The organism is Filimonas lacunae (assembly GCF_002355595.1).
Lineage (GTDB): Bacteria > Bacteroidota > Bacteroidia > Chitinophagales > Chitinophagaceae > Filimonas > Filimonas lacunae.
The window spans coordinates 383,373-410,284 of sequence record NZ_AP017422.1 but is presented as its reverse complement, the minus strand read 5'-3'; the positions used below and the strand labels follow the sequence as shown (position 1 = coordinate 410,284).

At 45.2% G+C, this 26,912-nt stretch carries 23 protein-coding genes; 13 read left to right on the top strand and 10 right to left on the bottom strand.

All coding sequences use genetic code 11. The annotated features are described in order from the left end of the window. Positions 1-15: 15 nt before the first annotated feature. Together FLA_RS01645 and FLA_RS01640 are read right to left on the bottom strand one after the other, a co-directional pair. Positions 16-1,332, bottom strand: a complete 1,317-nt coding sequence (locus FLA_RS01645; protein WP_096510646.1) for a hypothetical protein — start codon at positions 1,330-1,332, stop codon at positions 16-18. 172 nt (positions 1,333-1,504) lie between these two features. After that, on the bottom strand, positions 1,505-2,578 hold the full coding sequence (locus FLA_RS01640) for a metallophosphoesterase (protein WP_076381667.1): 1,074 nt from the start codon (positions 2,576-2,578) through the stop codon (positions 1,505-1,507). Between the two features lie 293 nt (positions 2,579-2,871). On the opposite strand from FLA_RS01640, the gene FLA_RS01635 reads away from it, so the two are divergent. The 7 genes from FLA_RS01635 (at position 2,872) to FLA_RS01610 (ending at position 6,917) form a co-directional block, all read left to right on the top strand. After that, a complete protein-coding gene (locus tag FLA_RS01635) occupies positions 2,872-3,843 on the top strand; it encodes an SMI1/KNR4 family protein (protein WP_076381666.1) in 972 nt (323 codons plus the stop codon). A 78-nt stretch (positions 3,844-3,921) separates the two neighbouring features. Continuing rightward, on the top strand, positions 3,922-4,074 hold the full coding sequence (locus tag FLA_RS31330) for a hypothetical protein (protein ID WP_159445172.1): 153 nt from the start codon (positions 3,922-3,924) through the stop codon (positions 4,072-4,074). A 21-nt stretch (positions 4,075-4,095) separates the two neighbouring features. Then, entirely contained in the window at positions 4,096-4,383 is a 288-nt protein-coding gene (locus FLA_RS01630) for an ArsR/SmtB family transcription factor (RefSeq protein WP_076381665.1), read from the top strand. 132 nt (positions 4,384-4,515) lie between these two features. Next, positions 4,516-4,731, top strand: coding sequence for a hypothetical protein (locus FLA_RS01625; protein ID WP_096510644.1), 216 nt, complete (start codon positions 4,516-4,518; stop codon positions 4,729-4,731). 45 nt (positions 4,732-4,776) lie between these two features. Further along, positions 4,777-5,070: an ArsR/SmtB family transcription factor gene (locus FLA_RS01620; protein WP_076381663.1), complete on the top strand. Its 294-nt coding sequence runs from the start codon at positions 4,777-4,779 to the stop codon at positions 5,068-5,070. Positions 5,071-5,128: 58 nt separating this feature from the next. After that, complete coding sequence (locus FLA_RS01615) at positions 5,129-6,343, top strand: MFS transporter (RefSeq protein WP_076381662.1); 1,215 nt, start codon at positions 5,129-5,131, stop codon at positions 6,341-6,343. 43 nt (positions 6,344-6,386) lie between these two features. Next, positions 6,387-6,917 carry a DinB family protein gene (locus FLA_RS01610; RefSeq protein WP_076381661.1) on the top strand — a complete coding sequence of 177 codons (531 nt, stop codon included), beginning with the start codon at positions 6,387-6,389 and terminating at the stop codon, positions 6,915-6,917. Positions 6,918-7,857: 940 nt separating this feature from the next. On the opposite strand, the gene FLA_RS01605 is transcribed toward FLA_RS01610, so the two are convergent. Both FLA_RS01605 and FLA_RS01600 read right to left on the bottom strand, forming a co-directional pair. Further along, a complete protein-coding gene (locus FLA_RS01605; protein ID WP_144264137.1) occupies positions 7,858-10,383 on the bottom strand; it encodes a DUF3300 domain-containing protein in 2,526 nt (841 codons plus the stop codon). A 176-nt stretch (positions 10,384-10,559) separates the two neighbouring features. Next, positions 10,560-13,763, bottom strand: coding sequence for a S41 family peptidase (locus FLA_RS01600; protein WP_076381659.1), 3,204 nt, complete (start codon positions 13,761-13,763; stop codon positions 10,560-10,562). 186 nt (positions 13,764-13,949) lie between these two features. On the opposite strand from FLA_RS01600, the gene FLA_RS01595 reads away from it, so the two are divergent. Continuing rightward, positions 13,950-16,379, top strand: coding sequence for a sensor histidine kinase (locus FLA_RS01595; RefSeq protein WP_076381658.1), 2,430 nt, complete (start codon positions 13,950-13,952; stop codon positions 16,377-16,379). Positions 16,380-16,480: 101 nt separating this feature from the next. Continuing rightward, positions 16,481-16,852, top strand: coding sequence for a hypothetical protein (locus FLA_RS01590; protein ID WP_096510642.1), 372 nt, complete (start codon positions 16,481-16,483; stop codon positions 16,850-16,852). 12 nt (positions 16,853-16,864) lie between these two features. Here the strand turns inward: FLA_RS01590 and FLA_RS01585 are convergent, their stop codons facing one another. From FLA_RS01585 to FLA_RS01575, 3 genes are all read right to left on the bottom strand, one after another. Continuing rightward, positions 16,865-19,300, bottom strand: a complete 2,436-nt coding sequence (locus tag FLA_RS01585) for an ABC transporter permease (protein ID WP_076381656.1) — start codon at positions 19,298-19,300, stop codon at positions 16,865-16,867. Positions 19,301-19,442: 142 nt separating this feature from the next. Next, positions 19,443-20,861, bottom strand: a complete 1,419-nt coding sequence (locus tag FLA_RS01580) for an MDR family MFS transporter (protein ID WP_076381655.1) — start codon at positions 20,859-20,861, stop codon at positions 19,443-19,445. Between the two features lie 152 nt (positions 20,862-21,013). After that, positions 21,014-21,751 carry a hypothetical protein gene (locus FLA_RS01575; protein WP_096510640.1) on the bottom strand — a complete coding sequence of 246 codons (738 nt, stop codon included), beginning with the start codon at positions 21,749-21,751 and terminating at the stop codon, positions 21,014-21,016. Between the two features lie 80 nt (positions 21,752-21,831). Here FLA_RS01575 and FLA_RS31325 point away from each other — a divergent pair, with 80 nt between their 5' ends. Both FLA_RS31325 and FLA_RS31320 read left to right on the top strand, forming a co-directional pair. Beyond that, entirely contained in the window at positions 21,832-21,975 is a 144-nt protein-coding gene (locus tag FLA_RS31325; protein WP_159445171.1) for a hypothetical protein, read from the top strand. A gap of 10 nt (positions 21,976-21,985) precedes the next feature. Next, positions 21,986-22,144: a hypothetical protein gene (locus tag FLA_RS31320; RefSeq protein WP_159445170.1), complete on the top strand. Its 159-nt coding sequence runs from the start codon at positions 21,986-21,988 to the stop codon at positions 22,142-22,144. A gap of 65 nt (positions 22,145-22,209) precedes the next feature. Here FLA_RS31320 and FLA_RS01570 read toward each other — a convergent pair whose 3' ends face one another. Together FLA_RS01570 and FLA_RS01565 are read right to left on the bottom strand one after the other, a co-directional pair. Further along, positions 22,210-22,707, bottom strand: a complete 498-nt coding sequence (locus FLA_RS01570; protein ID WP_076381652.1) for a thioredoxin family protein — start codon at positions 22,705-22,707, stop codon at positions 22,210-22,212. A 42-nt stretch (positions 22,708-22,749) separates the two neighbouring features. Then, positions 22,750-23,892, bottom strand: coding sequence for a DEAD/DEAH box helicase (locus tag FLA_RS01565; protein WP_076381651.1), 1,143 nt, complete (start codon positions 23,890-23,892; stop codon positions 22,750-22,752). Between the two features lie 332 nt (positions 23,893-24,224). On the opposite strand from FLA_RS01565, the gene FLA_RS01560 reads away from it, so the two are divergent. Beyond that, the gene (locus tag FLA_RS01560) at positions 24,225-25,217 is read left to right on the top strand and encodes a phosphatidylinositol-specific phospholipase C (RefSeq protein ID WP_084206463.1); all 993 of its coding nucleotides are present in this window, start codon (positions 24,225-24,227) and stop codon (positions 25,215-25,217) included. 119 nt (positions 25,218-25,336) lie between these two features. Here the strand turns inward: FLA_RS01560 and FLA_RS01555 are convergent, their stop codons facing one another. Further along, positions 25,337-25,936 carry a macro domain-containing protein gene (locus FLA_RS01555; protein WP_076381650.1) on the bottom strand — a complete coding sequence of 200 codons (600 nt, stop codon included), beginning with the start codon at positions 25,934-25,936 and terminating at the stop codon, positions 25,337-25,339. A 64-nt stretch (positions 25,937-26,000) separates the two neighbouring features. On the opposite strand from FLA_RS01555, the gene FLA_RS01550 reads away from it, so the two are divergent. Next, positions 26,001-26,903, top strand: a complete 903-nt coding sequence (locus FLA_RS01550; protein WP_076381649.1) for a hypothetical protein — start codon at positions 26,001-26,003, stop codon at positions 26,901-26,903. The last annotated feature ends 9 nt before the right edge of the window (positions 26,904-26,912 follow it).

The window sequence follows — 26,912 nt, the reverse complement described above, 5'->3', positions numbered from 1 at the left end:
CTGGCACAATATACGCTACTGCCACCACAGCACCATGGGCTGTGTAGCATCTGTAGCCGCTTTATAAGGCTTTCCATCTGCCGGCAGGGTAACGCCTTCGGGTACATCTGTGGCGGTTATTTCCAATAGCTGCGCATTCAGTTCATCAGCAGCGGTGTACAGGGTAGCACCGCTTTGCACTTTACCTATATTGGCAAAACAATTAGTAACCTCAGCAATGACAGCAGCATTACCGGTATAGTATATAGCAGAGAAGTTTATCTCATTCAGCAGGTCGGCGGCAAATACATAAGAGTCGTGAATTTTTACACCAGATACACCATTGGTGGCAGTTAATTGCCCCACAATGCCCCCGCCCGTACCCGCATCCACTATGCCATTGTGATAACAGTAGCCCACGGTGGTATTGCCTGCTTCACCCGCTATGCCTGCCACCAGCGTACCTTTTATAGTGCCCGTGTGCGAACTGCCAATAATTCTGGTATTATCCCCCTTGCCTACGATGCCTCCGGCAATAGCCAACCCGTTGTTACTTACATCGGTAATATTTCCTTTGACAGAACAGTTGCTGATAAGCGCCTTATTGGCAACAGCGGCAATACCGCCGGCATAACCCTGGTTTATCATAGCAATACCGGCAGTCCCTAACTCCAGCCGCACATTCTTTACCACGCTGCCAGAATCCAGGCTGGAAAACAAACCCAACCTGTCTACACTGCCCGACACCTCGCGTTTTACAGAAGCGCAGGTTAAATTGGTTATTTTATAATTCCGGCCATCATATACTCCTTTAAAAGCGCCCTCTATGGGTGAAGTGGTGTAAACAATGGCAGGAAAAGCAAAATCCTGTGCCTGTTTATACACCTCATCTGCATAGCCGTCGGATAAGGAAACAGGAATACTCTCAAAATCCTGGTAATCCCTGATCACGTATTCCTCTTTCACAACCGTATCCAACAACTGCACATCATTATCCAGCGACATTACCACCTGCAACATCCCATCCTTATACTTCATCAGGTTATAATTATATACACTAATGCTGCAGTTGCCCGATTTATCCATTTTACCCGATCCGGAAACAAGCACATCCCCTTCTTTTTTCATGCCGCTTAATCCCACTATCGTGTAAGCAAAATCTGTTTCAGGTATTCCCTTGTACACTTCTATCATCGTGTATCCGGTTGACATATCGCGCAGGTGTAAGGTGTCGTTTACTTTTATAGTAAGGCTGGTGTATACAGTATCGATAGGTGGGTACAAATTGTCATCTTTTTTATAGCAGGAAGAGAACAGTGTAATGACAACACAATAAGTCAGCATCTTTTTCATGGTATTCGCTTAATACATCAACAAAAATAATATAACTAATCGTACATCAATGACCGGATAAAGGCCCTTATCCCGGGGGGCTGCTACCACACTGGCATACAGTCCTGTACGAAAAAGAAGTAATAAATTCACATTTAGTTACATGATTAAACGCTCATTTCCAGGAAGAATATTATGGTATTAATTTCCGGCGGCCTTTCTCATCCACTGCATAAAACTGCCCATTCTCTATCAGCAGCGCAGCATGATGCCCTTCGTGTTCGTTTACATCAATGCCAATTACTTTGCCATCATACAAAACTACCAATGAAGTGTCTGTGATAGTATGGCCTACCACAATGGTGTTACAATTATATAATTGCAGCGAACTATCTACCTGCTCCTTCGTGGCTTTAGGTGCCGTAAAATAACCCCGGTACCAGAAAGGGGAATTGGCATCGAAAAATGATTTCACGCTTTCAGGTCGGTCTTTACGGGCAGTAGCATAATAGGGCCGGCAGGTTTCGTTGATGCTTTGCAGGCTCATGCCCTTGCGTGTAATCTCCGGCGAAAGGCCGGCGTGCATCACCAGCACACTGCCTATTTTCTCTATAATATTTTTACTTCTTAACCATCTGCCCAGCTCCGCATCTTCGCCAAACACATTTCTCAGCTCTCTTCCCATCAGCCAGGCGTTTTTAAAATAAGCAGCTTCGGTATATCTGAAATCTCCGCTTAACTGCATAATGTCGTGGTTGCCTAAAATAACATGCACCATACCGCCTGCTGCTTTTGCCTTTTCTTCCAGGCTATACAACAACCACAACCAGGGCAACACTTCTTTCCCCCTGTCAAACAGATCGCCCGCTATTACCAGGTGGCCTTTGCCAAAAATCCAGTTATAGTTTTCATCTATTACTTTACCCGCTATCAGCAATTGCCGGCCGGCAGCAAACTCCCCTTCAATATCCGAAAGCAGGTACATTTTTTCAGGAGCAGGATAACTTACATCAGGGCTGGTAATGTGCGGCTGTATATGTGTGGTAAAAGTCCAGCCTGCATTTCCAGGCACATTTACAGTAATAACAGTCGTATTTAGCGCAGCAACAGCTACTTGTTTCACTACAGGCTTATACAGATCTTCCTGCTGTGATATTGTTTTAATCAATGCAGAATCCTGTTGATAATAGATATACGGACCGTCAACTATTTCCTGCGCAAAAGCAGTGAACGGTGCCAGCAACAGCACAGATAGCAATGTTTTCATATGTATTTTTCCAATGGGTACTATTCAAATATAAACACACATATGATGGATTCCATCGCCTTCTTTTTCCTATCGCATAAACATAACCTGCTAACCTGATTTTCATATAATTAAATATCTTATATTAGTAGTAAGTAATCGCTGCATCACATGAACCCAACCCTGCTGTTCTCACCAAACATGCCTGCATAGGCACGCATGTATACGCAATGCCTTTTTGCTAAAACGGCTGATTCCCTGTTAGTTACGGAAACCAACCGAATTGTTTAACTTCAAATCAATATCTGCGCTTTATGGAAAAACAATATTTTGCCGATTTTGAGCTGGAAACTTTTTGGGAAGATACCGCCTACGCACTGAAGGAATACATTGAAAAGCCCCCTTCGGACGATATGATTGCCGCTGTAGAACAAGCTACCGGCTATCCGCTTCCACCATCCTACATCGCTTTTATGCGCATGCACAATGGTGGCATTCCGTGCAACACCTGCTTCCCCACCCGAACGCCCACATCCTGGGCGAAGGACCATGTGGAAATTTCCGGCTTTTACAGCATTGGCGATAGCAAGCCCTATTCGCTGCTGGGTCTCCTGGGTAGCCGGTTTATGATAGAAGAATGGGGATACCCAGATATTGGCATTTGCATTTGTACCTGCCCATCGGCCGGACATGATATCATTATGCTGGATTACACCAAAAGCAACAATGGTAAATACGAGCCTGCCGTAGTGCATGTGTCGCAGGAAACAGGTTTTAAGAAAACCCTGCTGGCCAAAAACTTTGAGCAATTTGTAAGAGGGTTGATCAGTGATGAATATTTTGACACATCGGAAGAAGAGCTGAAAAGCACCCTGCGCATTTTACGAACCGGCAATTTTTCCAGCACGCTGCTTACCTATATGAAACGGGAAAAGCATATTTCGTTCGACAGGCATTTGCGCAATATCCTGCTACAACTCACCAATCATAAAGGCGCTTTTGCCCTGCAGGAAGATGAGCTGTCGTACCTGGTATACGATATCCAGTTTTATTTATATACACAAAACCAAAAGGTATACGACACCACCGATTACCTGAAAGAGTACCCGCAAATGCTGGCGCTGAGCGATAACGAAATAAGCACCAATGGTTATGCGGCTTCTTTTGTGGAAAACTGGCTGAACAGGGGGCTGGAAGAAAACAAAATTATTAGCCAGCCTTCGGGCGTAATTACTTTTTCCAAAGAATACGAGCAGGAACTGCTGCGCAAAGTGCAACTTTATTAAGGGGTATACAAGCATTTCAACAATACTGTATCTTTAGCGCGGCAGTAGGCCCTTTTATTTGTATTCAACCCCAAACCAATGAAACTAACAAAAATTTTTACGATTGCTTTGCATATAACCAGTGTAGTACTATTAACTATGATTACCCAAACAGGTGGCTTTATGTACCTGGCTGCACTTTGTTCCGGCAAGCTTTCTGCAACCCATCCTTTAATGAACGTTTCACAGTAAACCGGGATAAAAATTGTAAGAATGGGCCAGAAAACCGATCTGAAAAAAGTAGAAAAAATTTCCAAGGCGTTAGGCGATCCCTATCGCATACAAATTATTGAAGCCATTAAAAAAGAGAAAGACTGGATGCAATGCACTGCTATTGTAGACATGTTTGATCTGGCGCAATCCACTATCTCTCACCACGTTAAGCAATTGGTGGATGCCGATTTGCTGCTGGCCGAAAAAGATGGCCGGTGTGCCCGGTATAAGATTAACCAGGAAGCATTTAGCCAATATGTGCAGTTTTTAAGCGTGTTTGAAAAATAGCCCATTCGGACTAATCAATCGAAATATTTCGTTTTATCAATTAATCATTCTAATATTGCACCTGGAAATGCGAGTGCATTTTTTTTGATTGAACATATCGATATTTTTAGATAGATAGATTAAATGTGTGCTATGAAAGTAGGTTACCTGGCAGCCATCACTGCCGACAACGAGGAGAAAAAGAAAAAAGGATTACTCAGTTTTACCAAATCGCTTTTTTCGCGTTCCTCCCGGTTCCCATCCACAGAACAACAGAATTATGAAAGAGGATTGCGTACCAGCCAGGGCAATGCGCGTAAGCAGGACATTGCTTCCACCGCCTGGGCTGCGGATTATAACAATCCCTGATAGCGTTGCCACCTATGAAAAACAAACCTTGTAAAATGGGATAGTATGGACAAGAAAACAGTTGAAAAAATATCCAAAGCGCTGGGCGATCCTTACCGGCTGAAAATTATTGAGGCCATTAAGGAAGAACCCAATTCATGGATGGCCTGCAGTGCACTGGTAAGCATGTTTAACCTCAGCCAAAGCACTATATCGCATCATACCAAGCAACTGGTAGACGCCGACCTGCTCGTTGCCGAGAAAGAAGGCCGATGCACACGCTATAAATTAAACTGCAGCGTTTTTGGCAGCTACATCTCTTTTCTAAGCGGTTACGAAAAGGTAGCCCCTAACCCATAATTCCGGCTTTTTTTTGCCACAATCAATCGAAAAATTTAAATACATCAATTATTACAGTATGAAACAGATCCAGGAAAACCACCAGGGCCCCAGCACCTTTCTGGCCTTTGCCCTGATACCTTTGTCTGGTTTTGCCACCGACATTTACCTGCCCTCCCTTCCTTCTATGGCCAGCCATTTACAGGTAAGCGGCGCGGCAGTGCAGTTATCACTGGTGGTGTTTATGATCAGCTACGGCATTGGTCAGCTGTTTGTAGGTAGCCTGCTGGACAGCTTTGGCCGTTTTAAACTGAACATCGCTTCCCTGGCCGTTTTTGCACTGGCCAGCTTTGTTATTGCACTTACCAACAACATTTACCTCATTTACCTGATGCGCGTAATTCATGGTATTACCGTAGCCTTTATTGTGGTAGGTAAGCGTGCCTATTTTGTAGACATATACAAAGGCGAAAAGCTGAAACACTATACCAGCCTGTTTTCTATCATCTGGGCCAGCGCCCCTATCATAGCCCCTTTCATTGGTGGTTATTTACAGGAAACCTTCGGCTGGCAAAGCAACTTCTACTTCCTGGGCATACTGGCGTTTACGTTTATGGTGCTGGAACTGATATTCAGCGGCGAATCGTTGCAACAATTCCATCCCTTTCACCTGAAAACCATTGTGAACGTATATAGTAATATTTTAAAAACCACCGACTATACCCTGGGGCTGGTAATACTGGCGCTTTGTTACTCTATGTTGCTGGTATTTGGTATGAGCAGCCCTTTTATCATTGAACACCTGTTTCATCAAACATCGGTAGTAACCGGCTACGCCGCTTTATTATCCGGTGTAGCACTGATGGCCGGTGGTATGCTTAGCAAGGCATTGATTAAACATCCATTGATTAAAAAAGTATCTACCGCCATACTGGCTATGGTGCTGGTGGCCGTGTTGATGATAGCCTTATCGGTATACATCCACAACCTGTACATACTAATGCCGTTTGTGCTGTTACTGCACATGTTTTCCGGTTTTATATTCAACAACTATATGTCGTACAGCCTGGGACGTTTTTCTAAAAACGCAGGCATGGTAAGCGGTATTACCGGTGGGGGCAACTATGTGGTTACTTCCATACTCAGCTATACCGTGCTAAACTCGGTATCTATTCAAAACCCTATGCAGCTGGGCATTGCCTACCTGGCTATAGCAGCACTGCTGGGCATAACGTTTATGCTGTTTATAAAAGCACGCTATGCACAGGATGCTACCGTTTTAAAACCGGCTTAATGATGACAACTATTTATTCCATCACCCATATAAACACTACAATATGATTGATACTATCACCCAGGGTACTACCACTACTGCCGCCACCGAACAGGTGATACAGCAGTTTATTCAGGCATGGCACACACAGAATAAGGCAGTGAGCAAGTACTTTCAAAAATATGACGATGCCGTGTATATGCAGGAAGTGGCTCCTGGCCGCAACCGCGCCATATACCTGCTGGGTCATTTAACCAGCGTAAGCGATAATCTGCTGCCGCTGCTGGGATTAGGTGAACGCCTGTATCCACAACTGGAAGAACTGTTTGGTACCAACCCTGATAAAACATTTGAAGAATTACCCACTGTAGCAGAACTGAAAGACTATTGGGAAAAGGTAAGCAGCAGGTTGGCAGCACACTTCAAACACATGCAAACCTACGAATGGCTGGAACCGCACACCCGTGTTTCGGAAGAAGACTTTGCCGCCGATCCGTTCCGCAACAAACTGAATGTATTGATGAGCAGAACAGTTCATATCGGTTATCACCTGGGTCAGTTAACCCTGTTGAAACCGGAGGAGCCTATTGCATAATTTTCGCTTTCACTGAGGATGTTTTAGAATGAGCGGAGGCCTGCAAATGCAGGCCTCCGCTCATTTACAGGTACGCAACAGGTAGTTTTCGCAAACCGCCCACTCTTCAAAGCAACTATGTAAACAGTTACCAGCAATCGGTAACGCCTTCCAACAAACGGGTAACCACTTCTGGCAACCTTTCAACAATTCCTGGCAAATCAGCAGTACCTACCGGTTACCGGAAAAACATTTTAACCTTCCCGGCTATTATTTTCCATTACTTTCCAATGACTATTGGTTAACCCGGAGCTATTTTCCACTAATTGATACAAAATACCGGCTACCCAAAACAGATTTCCAGGCTACTCTGGAATTTGTTGCGTGTAAAAGTGTTGGATGGACTACTAACCTGAAAACAGGTTCGTTTACGATGCAACAATTTTTCAAAATCTGCCCGTAAGTTTTGGTTATGTAGTAGCAATATTTGGATCCCCTGGAATTAGTTCTGGCTAACGGGAAATCATTTTAGAGTAGCTGGAAATCTGTTTTGGGTAACCGGGAATGAGTTTGGGTTAGCCGAAAATCAATTTGGTTGAAACAGAAATCATTGGAGAGTTACCAAAAACTGTTGCCGGTTAACCTGCACCACTAACAGGGTAAACGGAAATGATTCCATGCTACCCGGCACTGTTTTTTAATTTACCAGCAATCATTTCAAGGTAGCTGAAAATTACTCCAACATATCCTGCAATAAGTTTTTGCTACCCAAAAGTTTCTGCAGAATACCCTGCAATTATTACAAAGTACCCTGGAATTACTGGCGGGCAACCAGAAATAAATCCAGGTTAGCTTACACTAACCCACGCAACCTGGAAAATGGGTCTCCCCTTGCGGACAAAAGAAAAGGGGTTGATCATTTTTATGATCAACCCCTCTATGAAAAAAGCATTATGACTGATTAATGTCTTCCACCTCTTCCGCCGCCACCGCCGCCGGATGATCTGCCGCCACCACCACCAGATGGAGCGCTAAAAGATCGACCACCGCCGCCAGAAGGCGCACTGAAAGTACGGCCGCCGCCACCACCAGGATTACCACCAGAAGGACGGGAATAACCGCCGGAAGGTGCGCTGTTCCTGTATTGCTGGAAGTTTTGTGTACGTTGTTCGCCACGGTTCATTTGCTGTTGCTGGCGATTTAAACCCTGGATGGTTTCTCTGCGGTTGTTATCCACCTGCTGCCACTGGGTTTGCTGGCGTTGCTGCCATTGCCCCTGGTTGCCACGTTGATATACATTACCGTTACCATCTGTATACACACGGCCATTATTAGCGCCACCGTTAGCTGCTCTGCCACCACCCGCTGTATTACCGCCGGGGTTACCGCCTGCTACACGGCCACCATTCATACCGCTGTTGTTAATACCGTTGCTGAAGCCATTGCCACCATTATTACCATTAAAGTCCTGGCGGGCACCACCTCTGCCACCATTAAAACCACCATTGTTGCCACCGTTAAAACCGCCGTTGTTTACACGACCACCATCTCTACCGCCTGCTCCGCGGCCACCACCATTGGTAACCACATCATTACGGTAGTTATAAATGTTGTTGATTGAACGGCCACCATTCATTCCCTGACCTGCATAACGACCTCCCATTCTGCCTCCATCACGGCCACCGCCTGCATTTCTGCCACCGGTGAAATTTCCCATACGGTTGCCACCGCCATAGTATCCGCCACCATAGTGCGGGCCATAATAACCGCCATGTGAGTAACCGCCATAGTAACGGTACGGAGGACGATAAATGGAAGGGCCCCACCAGCCACCACACCAGCCGCCCCAGTTGTTATAACCACCATAACCCCAGCCCATATTAAACCAGCCAAAGCTATAGTTAAAACCAAGGTTCCAACCCCACCATGGGTTATAGCTTACACCAAAACCCCAGGTGTATGGGCGGGCGTAGTAATAGTTACCCCACCATGGAGAGTAGTTATAACCGGTACCGTAAATAACTGTACCGCCATATACGTAGTTGTTTAAATAACCGGGCGTATAACCCATGTACACATAATCAGGTGTGGCATCATATACATACACATATTTCAGGTTGTAAGCAGGGCTGCTTGGTGGAATCTGCTCCACTTCGTCCGGCCTGTCGGTACTTACCGCCCAGGGGCCATCAGGACTATCAGACACAAACCATACCCCTTTATCCACACTATAATATCTTCCTTTATACCCTAATACAGAGCTTTGCGTGTTTACCGCATACGTTAAATCGGTACCAGTGATGGCTTCAAATTTAGGCTGACCATCGTAGGTAACAGAAGTGCTGGCGGAGTGACGGTCTACTTTAGCCGTTTGTGGTATCTGGGCATCCATTACCGCCTCACGGGCAGCGCTGGTACCAGGCACACTGGCCAACACGTTATCTTTTGGCGATCCTTCCGGAATTTTAGCAAAGTCGGCCGGTAACTGGTTAGAAGCTACATACGACCAGCTGCCATTCAATTTATCCGTTTTATACCAGCGACCCGATAACAGCACATAGTATTGCTGTGTATCGGCATCCAGGAATAAATCCTGTTGTGAGTTATCTGCATATTGCAGGTTGGTGCCCTGGATTTCTACAAACGATGGATTACCATTGGTTTGTATTAATTCCGCCGGAACCGTGCTTACTATAATTTCAGGAACCGCATCACTTTGTGCCTGTGCCACATCAGCCGAATCGCGATAACCTACATCACTGTTGTTTTGGTTATCTACCGCAGTTGCTACTTTGGTTAAGTTAGCAGGCGTTGATTCTGTATAAGCATATGGCCCTTTAGCGCTGGTAGCTTTAAACCACTTTTTAGCACCATACAGGTAAAAGTTGCCGTCACTGTTTTTCACAATGGTGAAAGGAGTATTTACTACGGCGCTTACGCCCCAGTCTTTATTTTCTTTCAGCTTAGGCTCCCCATCAATCAGCACCAGCATCGAAGGCGATGTAGCATAATAGATTTTAGGTGCTTTGTTGCTTAAATCCTGCGACAGTTTTTTCTGATCGGCGTTGGCATCGATGGAAGTAAGTATTACATCCTGCGACAGGTCTTTTTCCACTGCCGGCAGTCCTGCTTCCAGGCTCGTTTTTACATAGCTGAGCGTGTTGGCATCTACCTCGTCCGGAAACTTCAGGTTGGGCACCCTTGCGCTTTGCACACTGATGCGCCTGTTGTCCCTATCGGTTTCTACCATACTTACCGACCAGAACGTACCAAAAACAGGTTCGCTGGAGGCATCTTTCTGATAGGAGACAGCTGCGCGTGATTTTAAGATATTACCCGAAAAAGATTCTGGCTGCGGTTCGTATACTTTTATGATGGATCCGTTGGTGGAGTTAATCACCCTCGGCCATTCGCCCTGCTGTGCATTGGCGGCGCGGGTAAAGCCGGCCATGAGCAGAGAAAGTAGGATTATTCTTAAGGTTGTCATAATGCTAATTCTAATGCAAATTAGACACCATATCGATAGAAATGTTACACCGCGGGATTAACATTATACAATCCTTAACCTAATGGCTTGTTAAGCAGTATAAACGTGCCTATTTCACCGATAAATAAAGGCGGGCTGCCTACGATGGTAAACAGCCCGCCCTATACTTTTTTTTCTTATTTCACTTCTTTCAGCAGCTCGGTTACGGCTGCTTCCAATTGCTGGTCTTTACCCTTACCTGCAACCTGATACTCGTTCATTACTTTAATATCGGGCTCAGTCTGATGATTTTCAAGGTATTGTCCTTTCATATCCTTACAACCCAGCGGCGGAACGCCCCAGCGCAAGCCGGGTTCCTGCAGCATTTCCCAGCCGGCAAATGTACAGGTGCCTGGCACCGGCATTCCTACCAGTTTGCCCAGTTTTAACTCCTGGTAAGTAAAGGCATAACAATGCCCATCGCTGTAATTAGATTCACATGCCAGGGAAATGCTGGGTTTGGTCCAGCGGAAATTAGGTTCATACCCATTGCTGCGGGTGTCGGTGGAATAATCCATAAACTTCTTGCCACCTAAAAACATAGCCAGATCGGCTACCAGGTCGCCACCGCCATTAAAACGCGTGTCTATTACAATACCTTTCCGGTTAATGTACTTGCCCATCATTTCTTCAAAAGTGGCCCTGTAAGCACCATCGTTCATGCCGGGAATATGCACATAGCCCAGGGAGCCATTACTTAAACGATCTACCTCTTCCTGGTTACGGCGCACCCATCTTTTATACAGCAGTTCACTTTCTTCACCCGGCGTAACAGGTTTTACAGTTACCTCTTTTTTAACAGCACCATCAGCAATTACCAGCAACACATTTTTGCCGGCTTTGCGGTTGAGGTATTGCGCCAGGTCTTTATCCGGTGTAATCACCTCACCATCTATCGATTCAATGATCATACCCGGCTTCACCGTAAATACTGCCTTGTCCAGCGGACCTCCTTTCAGCACTTCTTCAATCAACACCCCATTGCCCTGGTGCGCATAGCTGTAAAAAGCACCTAACGAAGCAGTTACATCGCCACTGCCACCACTGCCATAATAAGCAGCCCCGCTATGGCTCACGTTCAGCTCGCCTAATAGCTCACTCAGCAGCTCGGCAAACTCGTAGCCGTCACCTATAAAAGGCAGGTATTTTTCGTAATCGGGCTTATAGCTATCCCAGTTTACACCATGCATGCTGGCGGTATAAAAAGTTTCTTTTGTTCTGCGCCATACATGCTCAAACATAAACCTGCGTTCGGCCGCAATATCCAGCGTCATTTCGCCGGCAATAGAAAGTGATTCGCGTTTGCCGCTGCTTACTTCTATTTTAGATATACTGCCACCCGCTGCCAGGAATATGTTTTTTTGATCTTTATCCCATTCCATACTACCACCCGAAGAATTTAACGCCACCAGCATTTTAGTTTCTTTCGTGCGTAGATTGGTAGTCCATAAATTGGTGCCTTTTTCAAAGCGGGCCAGGTAATACAGGTTCTCCCCATCCTTGCTTACCAATGCATCGCTCAACGAAGAGGAGTGAATGGTAAAGCGTGCTTTGCGATAAACAAGATCCTGCCAATCTATTTTTACAGAGTCTTTTTTCGTTTCTTTCTTTTTACTGGAATCAGCTTTGGCTTTGTTTTCCTCTATCTCTTTTTGCAGGGTAGCTTCTTCCTTGCTGAGTTTAAAGTTGTCGAAAGCTTCCTGTGTAAAGAATAGTCCATACACATCCATTTGTGAGCTGCCGCTTTGCGCTACCGACTTTAAACCATCCCGGTTAGAGAACCACAACATGGCCTTACCACCCATAATCCATTTGCCGCTCATATCACTAAAACCATTTTCAGTAAGGTTTACCACCTTGCCCTTGCCATCGGCCTGTATCAGCCCTATTTCTCCGCGTGCAACACCTGGCAATGAATAGTCGAACAGCAACCATTTACCATCCGGGCTCCATTCAAAATACTGATCTACATCGCCCATCGAAAACAGCTCCTGATCGGTTAACAAGGTTCTTATTTTGCCGGAAGCGATGTTGTACACTTTCAGGTTCATCCTGTCTTCAATAAAAGCCACTTCTTTACCATCGGGCGAATACAAAGGCTGGTAGGTTTCGTGTTCGCTGGCAAACAGCAGGCTTTCTTTCAGCAGGGTAGCTGCATAAAAATAAGGCTCTTCACTACGCTGTCTTTTAGTTTCGTATATCTTCCAGCTGTTGCCCCTTTCACTGGCATATAACAAGGCTTTGCCATCAGGCGAAAAAACCACGCTTCTTTCCTGCTCGGGCGTGTTGGTAATGCGCCGGGTAACGCCCCCTTCCACACTGCTTACAAACACCTCGCCGCGGTAGATATAAGCCACTTCCTTTCCATTGGGCGATACCGCCATATCCCGCACCCCGCCATTTACCTGCATTACCTGCTCGTTGTTGCTTTTTACATCAGCGGCAATGGTAATATTCACTTTGGCAGGTTTGCCGTTGGCTTGCTGGGTATATAACTCGCCATCATAACTAAAACACAGCAGGCCGTTATCCGATACCGTTAAAAAACGTACCGGGTGCTTTTTAAAAGCCGTAACCTGTTGCGATGCACCGCCTTCCAGGCTCATTTTGTGCACGTTAAACGATCCGCTTTCTTCACTTAAATAATAAAAAGCTTTATCATTATCGGTAAACACCGGCGTTCTGTCTTCCCCGTTGAAGGTGGTTATTTTACGATGGGTGCCGCTTTCTTTATCATACACCCATATATCGCGGGTAATAGAAGAAGTATGGTGTTTGCGCCAGGTGTTTTCACCACCTTTCTTATCCTGGTATAACAGGTAACGCTGATTTTTACTCAGCCGCACCTCCTCGGCGGGCGTAGTCAGCAATTGCTGCACCCTGCCCCCGGTAATAGCCACCTGGTATAGCTCGGGCTGTGATGCACTGGGGAATTCGCGGTTGGCAGACGCATCCTGCCGGGCTGCACCAAACAACACAGTTTTGTTATCGGCCGAAAACTCATATGGATATTCGGATGCGGAATGATAGGTAACCCTTCGCGGCTCGCCACCGCCAGCAGGCATTACAAACACGTCAAAATTGCCAAAGCGGTCGCTGGCAAAGGCAATGCTTTTACCATCATGGCTCCACACCGGCATATAGTCGTGCGCAGCGTGTTGCGTAAGCGATGTAGCCGCGCCGCCTGTTGCAGGCACCCGGTACAAATCGCCTTTATAGGTAAATACAATAGTTTGCCCGTCGGGCGAAATAGCAGCGTAACGCAGCCAGCCCGGTGTAACCTGTGCCCATAAGACACTTACCGGAACCGCTGCCAGCAGAAGCAGTATTAATTTTCTCATTACAATTTAAATAGGCTAGTAAGGTACAACAACTCCGCTTTTCAACATTGTTTTTTAGGATGAAAGGAACATCTGCAATGCTTAGCGGGACATCTACTTTCTTTGCCCCTGCGCGCGCCACAGGATATAAAAAACTCTCTTATCTTGTTTACACTTTCCAGTTTTCGTATTCTCAACCCCATACTTGTGAACAATTATAAACGAACAGTCATTGTTGTTGTACTGGTATGCCTGCTGCAAACTACTAACGCATACACACAAACAACCGGCCCTGCAAAGGTGGTACAAAGCTATTCCGTTGCCTGGCAAAGGCTATTGGCTATTAACACCTGTCAATACCTGCTAACCAGCGTGCAATGTGTAACAGATCCCGACAGCGCCATGCTGTATGCCTGCCGCCAACACCGGCTTAGCAGACTACTGCCTTATAACGAGGCATACAATACAGGCCTTCCCTCAGCAGGCAGCCAGCTGATAGACTCCGGCTATATAGAGCAGGCTGATGCCCTGGTAAATCACATCCCCGCCGGTAAGCAAACAGAACTGTTGCTGGACCTGGCCAATTACTACCTCCACCAACCCACATCCTCCAAAGCGGACATGGACAAGGCCTGGAACTATCTGCAACGTGCCCATGTGCAAAGTATGCAAACCAGCCTGGAAGCTACCACCTGGCTACTAATGGGCCAATACCATTTTTTAAACCGCCACCGCGCAGAAAGTGACATCTGTTTTTTGAAAGCAGAAGAACTGGCAGCCAGCAAAAACAACAAATACCTGCTGGCCCTTATCTGCGAAAGCCGGGGTAAATGCCAGCCACAAAACAGCACTACCCGGCTGGAATATTTTCAAAAAAGCAGGCAACTGTTTCACCAGCTGAACAAACCCGAAAAAGAAATTGAAATACTGTCTTTCATCATTGCTTTTCATTCGCCCGGTGACACGGTAGCTGCCGCTAAAGCGCTGGCGCAACAACTGGCCCTGGAAAATGCCATGGGTTATAAACACACCCAGTACAACTACGATGCCCAGGCTTGTATGGCAGAGATACGCGGCGATATAACGGCCACTATTCAATACGAACACCAGGCATTGCAAAGCATGCAATACACTGGTGACACTACCCTGGCCACCATCTTTTACGCAAGACTGGGCAAAGCTTATTGCCAACTTGGTAAATCCGAAGAAGGCATAGCCTGGCTACAAAAAGCCATTGCCCAACGCAAAAGCCTACCCCAGTCATCCTGGTACAGTAGTTTTTTATGGTTAACCCGGCAGCTGATGGTACATCATTCGCCACAGGAAGCATTCAACCTGATGACGGCAGTATCGGCCACGCATCCCCCCGCCACCTTGCCCGACAACATCTTTTACCTGCAACTGCAGGGTGAATGTTACCAACAACTACAGCAACCTAAACAGGCCGATGACTACTATACCCGCTTTCACCAACTGGTAGAGCAACTGCCGGCCCAATACCCTGCCACAGGACTACCGGAACTGTATTGCAGCATTGCCGGCTTTTATATAGATCAGAAAAACATGCCACGCAGCCGTCAGTATATCAACAAAGCCATCAGTTTATCTGGCAGCAACTATTCCTTATTCAACCAGGCACACCTGGAGTGGATTCAATTCAGGCTGGATTCAGCCTCAGGCAGTTACAATGCAGCCTTGCAGCATCATATTGCTTACACCCTATTAAACGATTCGCTATACAACCTTTCGCAACGCAAACAAATGGATGAACTGGTGAACACGCAGCAATCAGAACAGGAAAAACACCATCTATCCTTACAACAACAACAAACGCTGTTAAAGCAGGCAGCTAAAAACCAGGCTTATTTGTTACAAAGTGTTATACTCACAAGCATTACTGTAGCACTGCTATTAGCAGGTTTATTCCTGCACCAACACCGGTTAAAAAAGCGGGAAAACCAGCTAGCCCGGGAAAAGAACCTGAACCTGCAAAAGCTGGCACACGAAAACGAATGGCTGCTGAAACAAATGCCCTACCATGCCAAAAACCACCTGCAAACAATGGTAAGGCTACTACAATCGCAATCGACCTATTTACAGGACAATGCACTGCTGGCTTTGGTAGACAGCGCAAACCGCACACAGGCGCTCTCCCTGATACACCATAAACTGCACCAGAACGACAACCTTACTTCCTTCAACATGCAAACCTATTTACCCAGGCTGGTAGCCTGTTTAAAAAACAACTTTGCGTTTGCCAGGGATATTCATTTTCAATTGGAGATAGCCGCCATGGAACTGAATATTTCGCAGGCTATACCGCTGGTGCTGATTATAAACGAAGCCGTTACCAACGCTATTAAATATGCCTTTAACGATAGCAACAGCCACAATGAAATCAGCATTACAATGCAAAAGATCGCTGGCCAGCAGGTGGAATTATTGATAGCAGATAATGGCAAGGGTTTGCCCCCGCGGCTTAACAGTTTACGCACCAATAGCATGGGCACTATATTGATGCGGGAGCTTACAGAAGATATGAATGGCCAGTTTACTATTAGTACCCACCATGGCACCCTTATATCAGTTGTATTTGAACCAGCCCCCCTTTTTCAGGAACAAGCCATGCAGGAATAGGCGGCTTACCTATTCTATTGTTAAAATTTCTCCTTTGGGTATGGACACATTATATACAACAATACTTTTATGCTTATTTTTTATATCATAAAACTACTGACGTGAAAAAAGCCCTTATCCTTTCCGGCATGTGCCTGTTAGCCGGTGTAGCCAGCCATGCACAATACCACATTTCAACAGACAACCTGGTAAAACAATTTTTAACCGCCAGTACCGAACAGCACATTTTTGTAAAAGGAACAGATTTAAAGCAGGTAATATGCCTGAATAAAAGCGAGGCCATTGATTCGCTGGAAGTAACGAACCTAACCGCCATCCGCATTTACAAAAAAGACAATTCTAAAACCACCTTTTACTTTAATACGATCAAACTTACCGATAGCACCATTACCGGTTGCAAAACGCATTTCTTCAATTCTTACATCAAACCTATCGCGTTAACAGATATTGAAAGAATTGAGATCATGCGTTAATCACAATATTTTTTATTCTGCCCGCAAACTTTTTACCGGTGCGGCAACAGCCGCTTTTATAGCCTGAAAGCTCACTGTGAGTAAGGCTATTACAACCGCTAATGCACCTGCTGCCACAAACATCCACCAGCTTAACTGAATGCGGTATACAAAGTTTTGCAACCATTGCCCCATTACAAACCAGGCTATAGGGGCTGCAATAACAATAGCTATCAGCACCAGCTTAATAAAGTCTTTAGACAGCAATGTTGTAATACTCATTGCCGATGCACCCAGCACCTTACGTACACCTATTTCTTTTAACCGCTGTTCGGCAGAAAAAGTAGCCAGGCCAAACAGGCCTAAACAAGCAATGATAATAGCAATGCAGGTGAAGTAGGTAACAATATGCGAGGTGCGCGTTTCCCTTTCATAATTGCGCAGAAAATCCTGGTCTAAAAAAGAATAAGAGAAAGGCGTGCCCGGGAATATTCTGCTCCAGGTTTTCCCGATGTTGTCCAGCGCACTATGATAGCCGGTAGTTTTCAAAGAAGCGATTACATAAGCGTAGCGGTTGCCAAACGTATTGGCAGTAAGGCCAAAAGGTTTTATTTCGTTATGCAGGCTTTCGTAATGATAATTCTTTACAACACCTACTATCCTCAACAAACCGTGCTGCTCTTTAAAATCGTATTGTATGGTTTTACCTACAGCATTATCTACCGTATATCCCAGTTTAGCAATAGCCGCTTCGTTCAATACAATGCTATTAGAATCGGCAGTGAACGCTTTGGAAAAAGAACGGCCTTTCAGTAATTCAATGCCTAAGGTGGGGATGTAATTGTCTTCTACAGAGCACAGCTGTATATCCACATGCTCTTTGCTACTTTTTCCTTCTGCGTAAAACAACAGATCGTTTAAGTTAGGAATGCCCGGATAGGTAGAACCTGCCGTAACCGCTTTTACTGCCGGCTGCTTTAGTAACTCGTTTTTGAATGCCTGGTAATTTTGCTGTACGTGTTCATTGCCCGACTGCACAGGCAATATCACCTGCTGTTCTTTTTGAAAACCCAGCTGCTGGTTTTGCATATAATTCAACTGACGGGCTATTACAATAGCCGCCAGCACCAGGCATATAGAAACCGTGAACTGAAACACCACCAGCCCTTTGCGAATCATTACTGCCGATAACTGGTTCATCAGTCTGCCTTTTAACACGGCAATAGGTTTAAAAGCTGCCAGATAAAAAGCGGGGTAAATTCCTGCCGCCAACCCGGTTAACAAGGTAAGCCCTGTGATATATACCAGCAATTGCGGCCTTGCCAGCAACGTCAGCTGCTTTTGTGTAAGCTGGTTAAATAAAGGCAATAAGGCTGCCGCCAGCACCAAAGCTACCAGTAACGACAACACACACATCAATACACTTTCCCCTAAAAACTGCTGTATCAATCCACTTTTCCCTGCCCCCATTACTTTGCGCACACCTACCTCTTTGGCTCTTTTTTGTGAACGGGCAGTGGTAAGGTTCATAAAATTAATACAGGCTATCAGCAATATAAATGCTGCAATAGAACCCAGAATATACAAATAGGAAATGTTTCCATTAGGAGCCAGCTCATTGGGTAAAGCTGAATATAAATGGATGTCTTTTACCGGTTGCAGGTAGAGCGTTTTTACCAGGCCCGCCGCTCTTAACTCTTCACCGGCTTCCTTTTTAAATAAAGCCTGTAGCTTTTGTTCAAACGCTGCTACCTGCGTACCTGGTTTTAACTTCACATAAGTATAGAAGAGATTGTTGATAGTCCAGTTAGAATTGCTTTTTACAAAATGCCACATATCATCATTTTCCATCGACAAAAAATAAGTGGCTGGTATATGAGAAGGTAGCAATGCATTATCCACTACACCACCCACGGTGTAGTTTCTATCGCCAAACAAAGTGTTGATGGTAATAACCTTACCTACCGGGTTGTCAGTGCCAAAAAACTTTTGAGCAACGGGCTGCGATAACACCACACTACCAGGCTTTTCCAGCGCTTGCGCAGCATTACCATATACAAAGCGATAATGAAACAGCTGAAAAAAATTAGCATCGGCATAACAGGCATGTGGCTCAAAAAACTGCTTGCGCCTATCGCCATGGCCATAAGTGAGCAGCATGTTGTCAATATCTTTAAAAGAAAGTAACCGGGTAATGGCTTCCACTTCGGGCAAATGTTGCTTTACACCAGGCCCTACAGGTGCCGCGGCCGCGGCCCACTCTTCGTTTATTTTACCAGACTTAGTGGCAATCCGGTACAGATTATCTACCCCATCATGCTGCTGATCGTAACTCTTTTCGTCAAAAACATACAGCAGTATCAACAGGCAGGTAGCCAACCCCGTTGCCAGACCTACAATATTGATAAAAGAAAACGACTTGCTGGCGCTGATGTTTCTGAAGGCGATTTTCAGGTAGTTCTTAAACATAACAGTGCATTATTAGTTTGGAAGTTTTCAAACACCCCATTATAACCGCCAATGAAATGCCAGCATGCTTACTGCTATTAATCAATGCGTTACACAGCAACAGACACTTTCACTGTTCGCTTTTGTTACACTTATTGTTCAGTTATGCACCCAATGCTTCCTTATCACGTAACCGTTTATACACCTTCTGCGGCAGTTTAACTGCGGGTATTATGGCCAGCAATATAACTACTGCCGTGAATATAAAGCCATCCTGCAAAGCATAATGTTCGGAAAGACTTTGCGGATACTGCTTAGCCAGGTAATGCGCATAAATATAGCTATGTAACGATCCGCTGATGGCTATACCTACCGAGCCACCCAGTTGCAGCATTAAACTGTTTAAAGAAGTGGCGGTAGCTGTTTGTGATAGTTCTACTGCATTTAACATGGCTGTTGACACAGGCGCTATCAAAAAGCTAATGCCCAGCCCCCGCACCAACATAGCGATAATAATAAACCATACCGGGGTGCCAATATTGATACGTGCAAATAAAAAGAAAGAAGCAGAAAGCAATACAATGCCCACAATGGAGATATTACGTATTAACCCCTTATCGGCCAGTTTGCCTGCCAGCGGACGGGTAACCAGCATAATAAGCGCATTGGGCAACAACAGCATGGCGCTTTGTATTTCGGAATACCCTAACAGCCCTTGTAACAAAAACGGAAGAAAGAACATGCCGCCAAACAACGCCAGGGAACGTATAGCCACTATAATAAAAGCCCGGTTAAACCCCGCAATAGTAAACACACTTAAATCCATCAGAGGTTGTGGCCGCCTGGCACTGCGAACGAAAAGGTAAAAGGATAATAGCGTGACTATTACCCCGCCAATAAATTGCCACGAAGCAAAGCCATATTTAGATCCCGTGCAGGTTAATGTCCATTGCAACAGAATAACAAAACTTACAAACAACAGGTATCCTTTCACATCAAAAGGAGGATTGGTTTTAGGCTGCGCCTTTAAAAAGCCCAGGTAACGGAATGCCAGTAATATGGCAATCACACCTATGGGGATGTTTACATAAAAGATAGATTCCCATCCCAGGTATTGTGTAAGCACCCCACCCAGGGTAGGCCCTAAGGCAGGCCCCATTACGTTGCCTATTCCCCACCAGCCAATAGCGCTACCTCTTTCTTCCCTGGGGAAATTTTCGGATAATATCCCCAGCGAACTGGGCGCAATAGCCCCGCCACCAATAGCCTGCACCACCCTGGCTATTACCAGCATTTCCAGGTTGCCCGATAAACTGCACAGCAATGAGCCCAATGTAAACAGCGTAATACTGCCTATGTACAGGTTATAATACCCAATCCTGTTTTTTAACCAGTTGGTAAGTGGTATAAACAACAAAAAAGTGATCATATAAGCCGTTACCACCAGCGTTACATCATCCACCCCAACTCCAAATTCTTTCTGTATCACCGGCAACGAAACGTTTACTATACTGCTATCTATAGCTGCCATAGAGGTTCCAATCATCAGCGTTACCAACACCTGCACCTTATCTCGAAGCATATGCCTTGTTATTTCCTTTTTTCAATACTTGCGCCATGCCATTGTAATAACCCGGCACCGTGGCGATTGTTGCAGCCCTCCTGCCTGTTTTGCGCATAAAAAAGGGCAGCCCTGTTAAGTGCCGCCCCGCATGTTATTAGTACAACCCGGTTTTACTGCAAAACGAGTTTCACCGGCCTGATCAATTCATTATTGGCACTGTCTAAAGTAATGTACTCGCCTTCCAGCGTTTTATTATCCACCCACTTCATACGTCCCGGCCCCCACCTGGTAAGCTCCGCATCTGCCACCTGCTCTGCCTTGCCATTGTTTACCGTATACAACTGTATGCCATTAGGTACAAAACCGGCCACCAGATCGTACGAAAAACACAGGAACGTTTTTTTATCAGGCGATATCAACGGCATATCCCACACATTCACACGCTCACCAGTTGCCTGACTTACTAAAATAGTTTCACCACTTTCATAGTAAGCAGCCGACACACAATAGTAACCTATATCAGACAAAAGGCCCTTGTAGTAATACCTTACATAATCGTCCCCGTCTGTTTTATCATTGTTTTTAAAACCTCCGCCATTGCCATTCTTTACTACAAACCGGAGTGAGTCAGCTTCTCTTGTTACCCAGGCCGAATCGCGCGTTAACGCCACCTGCTCTGTGCTATCGCTGTAGTTGTCGGAATAGAGTTCCTGTTTTTCGGTAAGAAAAGCAGACTTTTCCAGCGGATACACCAGCAAAACTTTATCGCCTAACACCACGGTATCTATGGGTAAAACTACTGCTGCTGCACTGGTTGCTGCGCTATCAGCCTTCACATTGTTTCCTGCCTGGTTGTTACAAGCCATCATGGTGGCTGCCAGGCATAAGGAGAATAGGGTCTTCTTCATCGCGCAAAGATAACCCTCTATTCATGTATACAAAACAGATTTCAGTTCTTCCATATGTTAACTTTGAAGCAAACAGCTACATGAAAACCTTCCACCTAAACCAACTCACTGTAAAATGCCTGCTATGGGCTACTATACTACCTGGCTTCACCACTGCTTTTGCGCAGCAGCGCAAACCGGCACTTACTATTTCACCGCTGGCATTGATAGATTGGGGGGGGTAAGAGTACGAAGGTGAGCAACAAAGACAGGGAATACAACCCTGATACAGATGGCGACCACGAGGGGATGGACTTAACTTTTCGCAGAATTATGCAGGACATCGACACTCATCCACGCACTAAGTTTATGCCGCATATTACTGCTGGCTTTCGCATAGGGTTTATACTGTAGTTATCTTATTTACTGCCTTTTACCAACAGAGTGTTATTAGTAAAAGGCAGCTGCTATCTGAATATTTAGTTTCCCGCGTAAGAAGCCGGATCTAATGCCTTGGGCGACCAGTGATTAAAAAACTCCAGCACTTTTGCCGGGCTATGGCCTTTTCCCTCTTCCAGGTAAGCACTGTTTTGTGTGTGCAGCCTGTTGCCATTTCCATCCAGCACTACAAACACCGGGAAGCCAAATCGTTGTGGATAACCCAATGAAGCCAGTAATTTTTCGTTTTTATTTTCTTTGCTGTAATTCACATGCACTACCACATAATTGCTTTCCATAGCAGTATGCAGGGTGTCGTTTTCGGTAACCAGCTTGTTAAACCGTAAACACCAGCTGCACCAGTTACCACCAATCTGCAGCAACACATGCTTCTTTTCTGCTTTGGCTTTTTTTACTGCCGCAGCTACTTCTTCTGCTGCATTGGCATTTACATTGTATACCTGCGCCTGTTGCTGCGCTGTAACGCTGGCCATTGCTATAAAGCAGGCAAACAGCATTATTGCCATTCTTTTTACCATAGGAATATTGTTGGCAGTAAAGATAAACAGGCGAAGGGAATATTAAAACCCTTGCAGGTTGATATCGTCGCTTTCGAGTATAGCTACCTTTTTTCCCATCTTTTTCTGAATAATGCCAAAATGATGCTGATCTTCCGGACAAATCAGCGAAATAGCCTTGCCGCTGGCTCCTGCCCTGCCGGTACGGCCTATGCGGTGTACATAATCTTTGGGCGAGCGCGGCAATTCATAATTGATTACCACAGGCAACTGTTGAATATCAATACCCCTGGAAGCCAGATCGGATGCCACCAGCACGCGCAGCTTCCCTTCTTTAAAGCGTTGCAGGGTTTCCAGGCGGGCTGTTTGGCTTAAATGCCCGTGTAAAGAAGCGGCATGAATGCCATTTTTAATCAGCTTGCCAGTGAGGTTATCAGCCGTTCTTACCGCAGATGTAAACACCAGCACCTGCTGCATATCTTCCTTCTTAATCAGGTAGCGCAACAATGGCCCTTTACGAGCTTCTGTTACGTTGTAAGCCTGCTGTTCTATCAGGTCGATATCTTGCTCTTCTTCTACTATTTCAATGGTTACAGGCCTGTTCAGCAAATGCTTTTGCATATCCTGTATATCGTCGCTGGCTGTAGCTGTAAATAGTGCATTCTGACGTTTGGAAGGCAATAAGGCAAAAATCTTGTCCATTTCCTCTTTAAAACCCAGGTTCAACATCTTATCCGCCTCGTCCAGCACCAGTATTTCTATCTCCGACAAATGTATCGCCCTGGAATCGATCAAATCCAGCAAACGGCCAGGTGTAGCTACTAACACATCTGTGCCATGTAATGACATCATCTGCGGATTAATAGACACCCCCCCATACACCGCCATGGTTTTGATCTTATAAGGTAAATGCACACTAAAGATGTTAAATACTTCGCCCACCTGTACTGCCAACTCACGCGTAGACACCATTACCAGAACCCGCACATGACGGTCTTTCTTTTCCACCCTACGCTGACATAGCTGCAACACAGGTAATACATACCCTGCCGTTTTACCCGACCCCGTGCGAGCAATACCCAGCACATCCTTTCCTCTCAACAGTGCCGGAATCGCCTGCTCCTGCACAGGAGAAGGCTTGCTGTATTGCTGATCAATGACCGCTTGTAATAATGGTGCGGATAACCCCAGGGTAGAGAATGACATTCGAAATTTTTAGGCAAAGCTATTGTAATTTCTGCTAGCACCTTTTTATTTACCGGTTTGCAGGCTACAGCCCACACATATTACCAAAATATTAAATCAAACATTCTGCTAGTTACCTGCTTCACCTCTCCTGTCTTATCAATAAACACCCTGCTATCTGAAAGCAACCATCATTGCTGTGCGAAGGAAACGTGTAATTGATTTCGTACCCTATTCGTCAAGTATATAAAGGATATAGTAAAGCGTACCAGCCTGAAAAGGCCGGCAGGCCATACTATGTGTAGTGGGAAGAGTCAAGTATGTTTTCTGTAATCATAACCATAAACATCTTTATGAAAAAAACAAACATCCGGCTTTCCTTATTAAGCCTGGTAGTAGCAGTAGTGTTGTTCAGTTGTAAAAAAGAAGCAGACGTTAACCCGGTTAATCCCAATGCCGGCAAAGGGCTTACCGCAGAAGGCCGTCCTATGGTATTTGCTTCTAAAACCACCGTTACGGCTTCTGCCTGGATGGCTTCTGTGGCAGACGAGATAAGCCTGAGTATGTTGTCTATTCCGGGTTCGCATGATGCCGGCGCTACAGTTGAGCCTGTCAGCGGCACTGCCAAATGCCAGACATTAAGCATTGGCGATCAATTATCAGCCGGCATCCGCTTCGTGGATATCCGTTGCCGCCACATCGACAATGCCTTTGCTATCCATCACGGCTCGGTATACCAGAACCTGAACTTCGATGATGTGTTAAACGCCTGCTTTACTTTTTTAAACACACATCCGGGCGAAACCATTGTAATGAGCGTGAAAGAAGAATACAACTCCTCTAACATCACCCGCACTTTTGAAGAAACCTTCAATAGCTATGTAGCTAAAAATCCTTCCCAGTGGTATACCGGTGCCTCTGTGCCCACACTCGGCCAGGTACGCGGCAAGATTGTGTTATTACGCCGCTTTTCAGCATCTGTAACGCCTAAAGGCATCGATGCCACCAACTGGGCAGATAACACCACTTTCTCCATCACTAACAGCAATGCACAGTTACGCATTGAAGATAACTATGTAGTAAATGACAACAGCGCTAAATGGAGCAATGTAACATCCTTGCTGAGTGAAGCTAAAACCGGCTTGGCCACTACTATGTACATCACCTTTACCAGTGGTTATAAACCGCTGATTTTTAGTATTCCAAGCATCACCTCTGTATCAGGCACCATTAACCCTAATGTTACCAGCTATTTTACTACTAACACCACAGGCAGGTATGGAATTATTCCCATGGATTTTTCAGAAGCATCCAGAGCATCATTGATATACCAGACTAATTTCTAATTCAGAGTTGAAGAGTATAGTAAATACCCCCGTTTAATAGCAACAGGCTTACTGATTTATCAGATAAGCCTGTTTGCTTTATACAACACTACACGCGAGCAGCGCGACGAAAAAAATCATTAATGTGTCCAGATCATCCCTTGCGGGTTAATATTCCAATGATATTTCTGCGCTTCGGCAAAGGTTGAAAAATCCATCTTCTTTCCTAGTATAATCTCCTGGTATGCCTGATGCATTTGCCTGGCAGCTATAACAGACTGCATTCTACCTACACCTGTACAAAGCCCCGGAATAGCTACGTTGTTAATATGCTCATGTTTGCTGGCTTTGATTAAAATAGCTTTCATCGCCAGATAAGCATTAACAGAAGTATCTATATTAAAATTGGTAGGAATGCGCATAGTTGGCGCAGAAATAAGATAAGGAATATGCTTATCGCCGGTTTCTAATACCAATGCCTGTCCTACCAGCAATTCACCCTCGGGCAGTTCTTTAATCATTGTCTGCAGCCGCTTTTCCAACTCCCACCCGAATCTTTCAGATAAGGCATAATCCAATCCACCATCCATAAACCCAAAAGAGTTGGCAGGACTCACTATAGCGTCACATTTTACCTGGGTAATATCCCCTTCCATTATCACTACGTTTTCCTCTTCTGCAAAAACTGCTTTCCATGCAGTAATCAGCCTGGCATCAATAGCCGATAAAATAATATTCATACAAGAGTATTGAGTTGTTTGCCGGTGGCCAAACTAAGAAAATTTTATAATTTTAAGAAAAAACATGCGCACCGCTTACCTGATACTACTCTTGCTGGCAGCCAGTTCTGCCTTTGCGCAACGGGAGGAGTTTGAAAGATACTATTCATCTGATACACTGTACAAAAACGCCAAAGTAAAAACAGTACGGGACAGCCTTCCTACTTACAAAGGAGGTCATCAATGCACAGATTATGACAAAGAGGGCCGGATCATTAGTAATTACAATAGCCGCGATCAAAAAAATGATAAAGTAATTTATCGGTATTTCTATAAACAGGATACACTGGTATGCCACACCATATACAGTTTGCCAGCCATTGCTAATGACACCATCTATCGCGTAGAGAAATATAAGTATAACCAGTTGCAGCAGATTGAAACCTATATTGAAATGGCCCATTCCATTCCCACAAAGCTAGACCCGATACATATTAACTACACCATGGAAAAATTCATTTATAATGAAGCCCATCAATTGGTATCTCAACTCAAATATGTGAATAAGATCGAAGTGCCGCCTTTTGCTCCCGGCCTGGTATTGACAGATGCACAGCTACAACTTTCTTATAGCTATCAATTCAGCTTTAATAGTAACCATCAACTTGTTGCCCGAACAGAAACCGCCAGTAACAGACCCCATCTGCAAACAGACAGCTTCTTCTACAACACCAACCACCAACTGGTAAAACAAGTTACTCATTACTATCCGGGGGCGGTAGGTGAGCTAGCAGCGCGGGAACAATACCATACTACACTGATCTCGTATGGCCAGGGCTATGAAATCCGCCGGCAGTACGATACCATTGACGGTATTAAGCAGAAAGAAGATATATTCAAACACAGCTATTATAAAAACGGCTTACCACATGCCACCTATATGAAAGGTCAGATAACAGAATCGTATCAATACGATTATTATCCATAATCCTTCTTC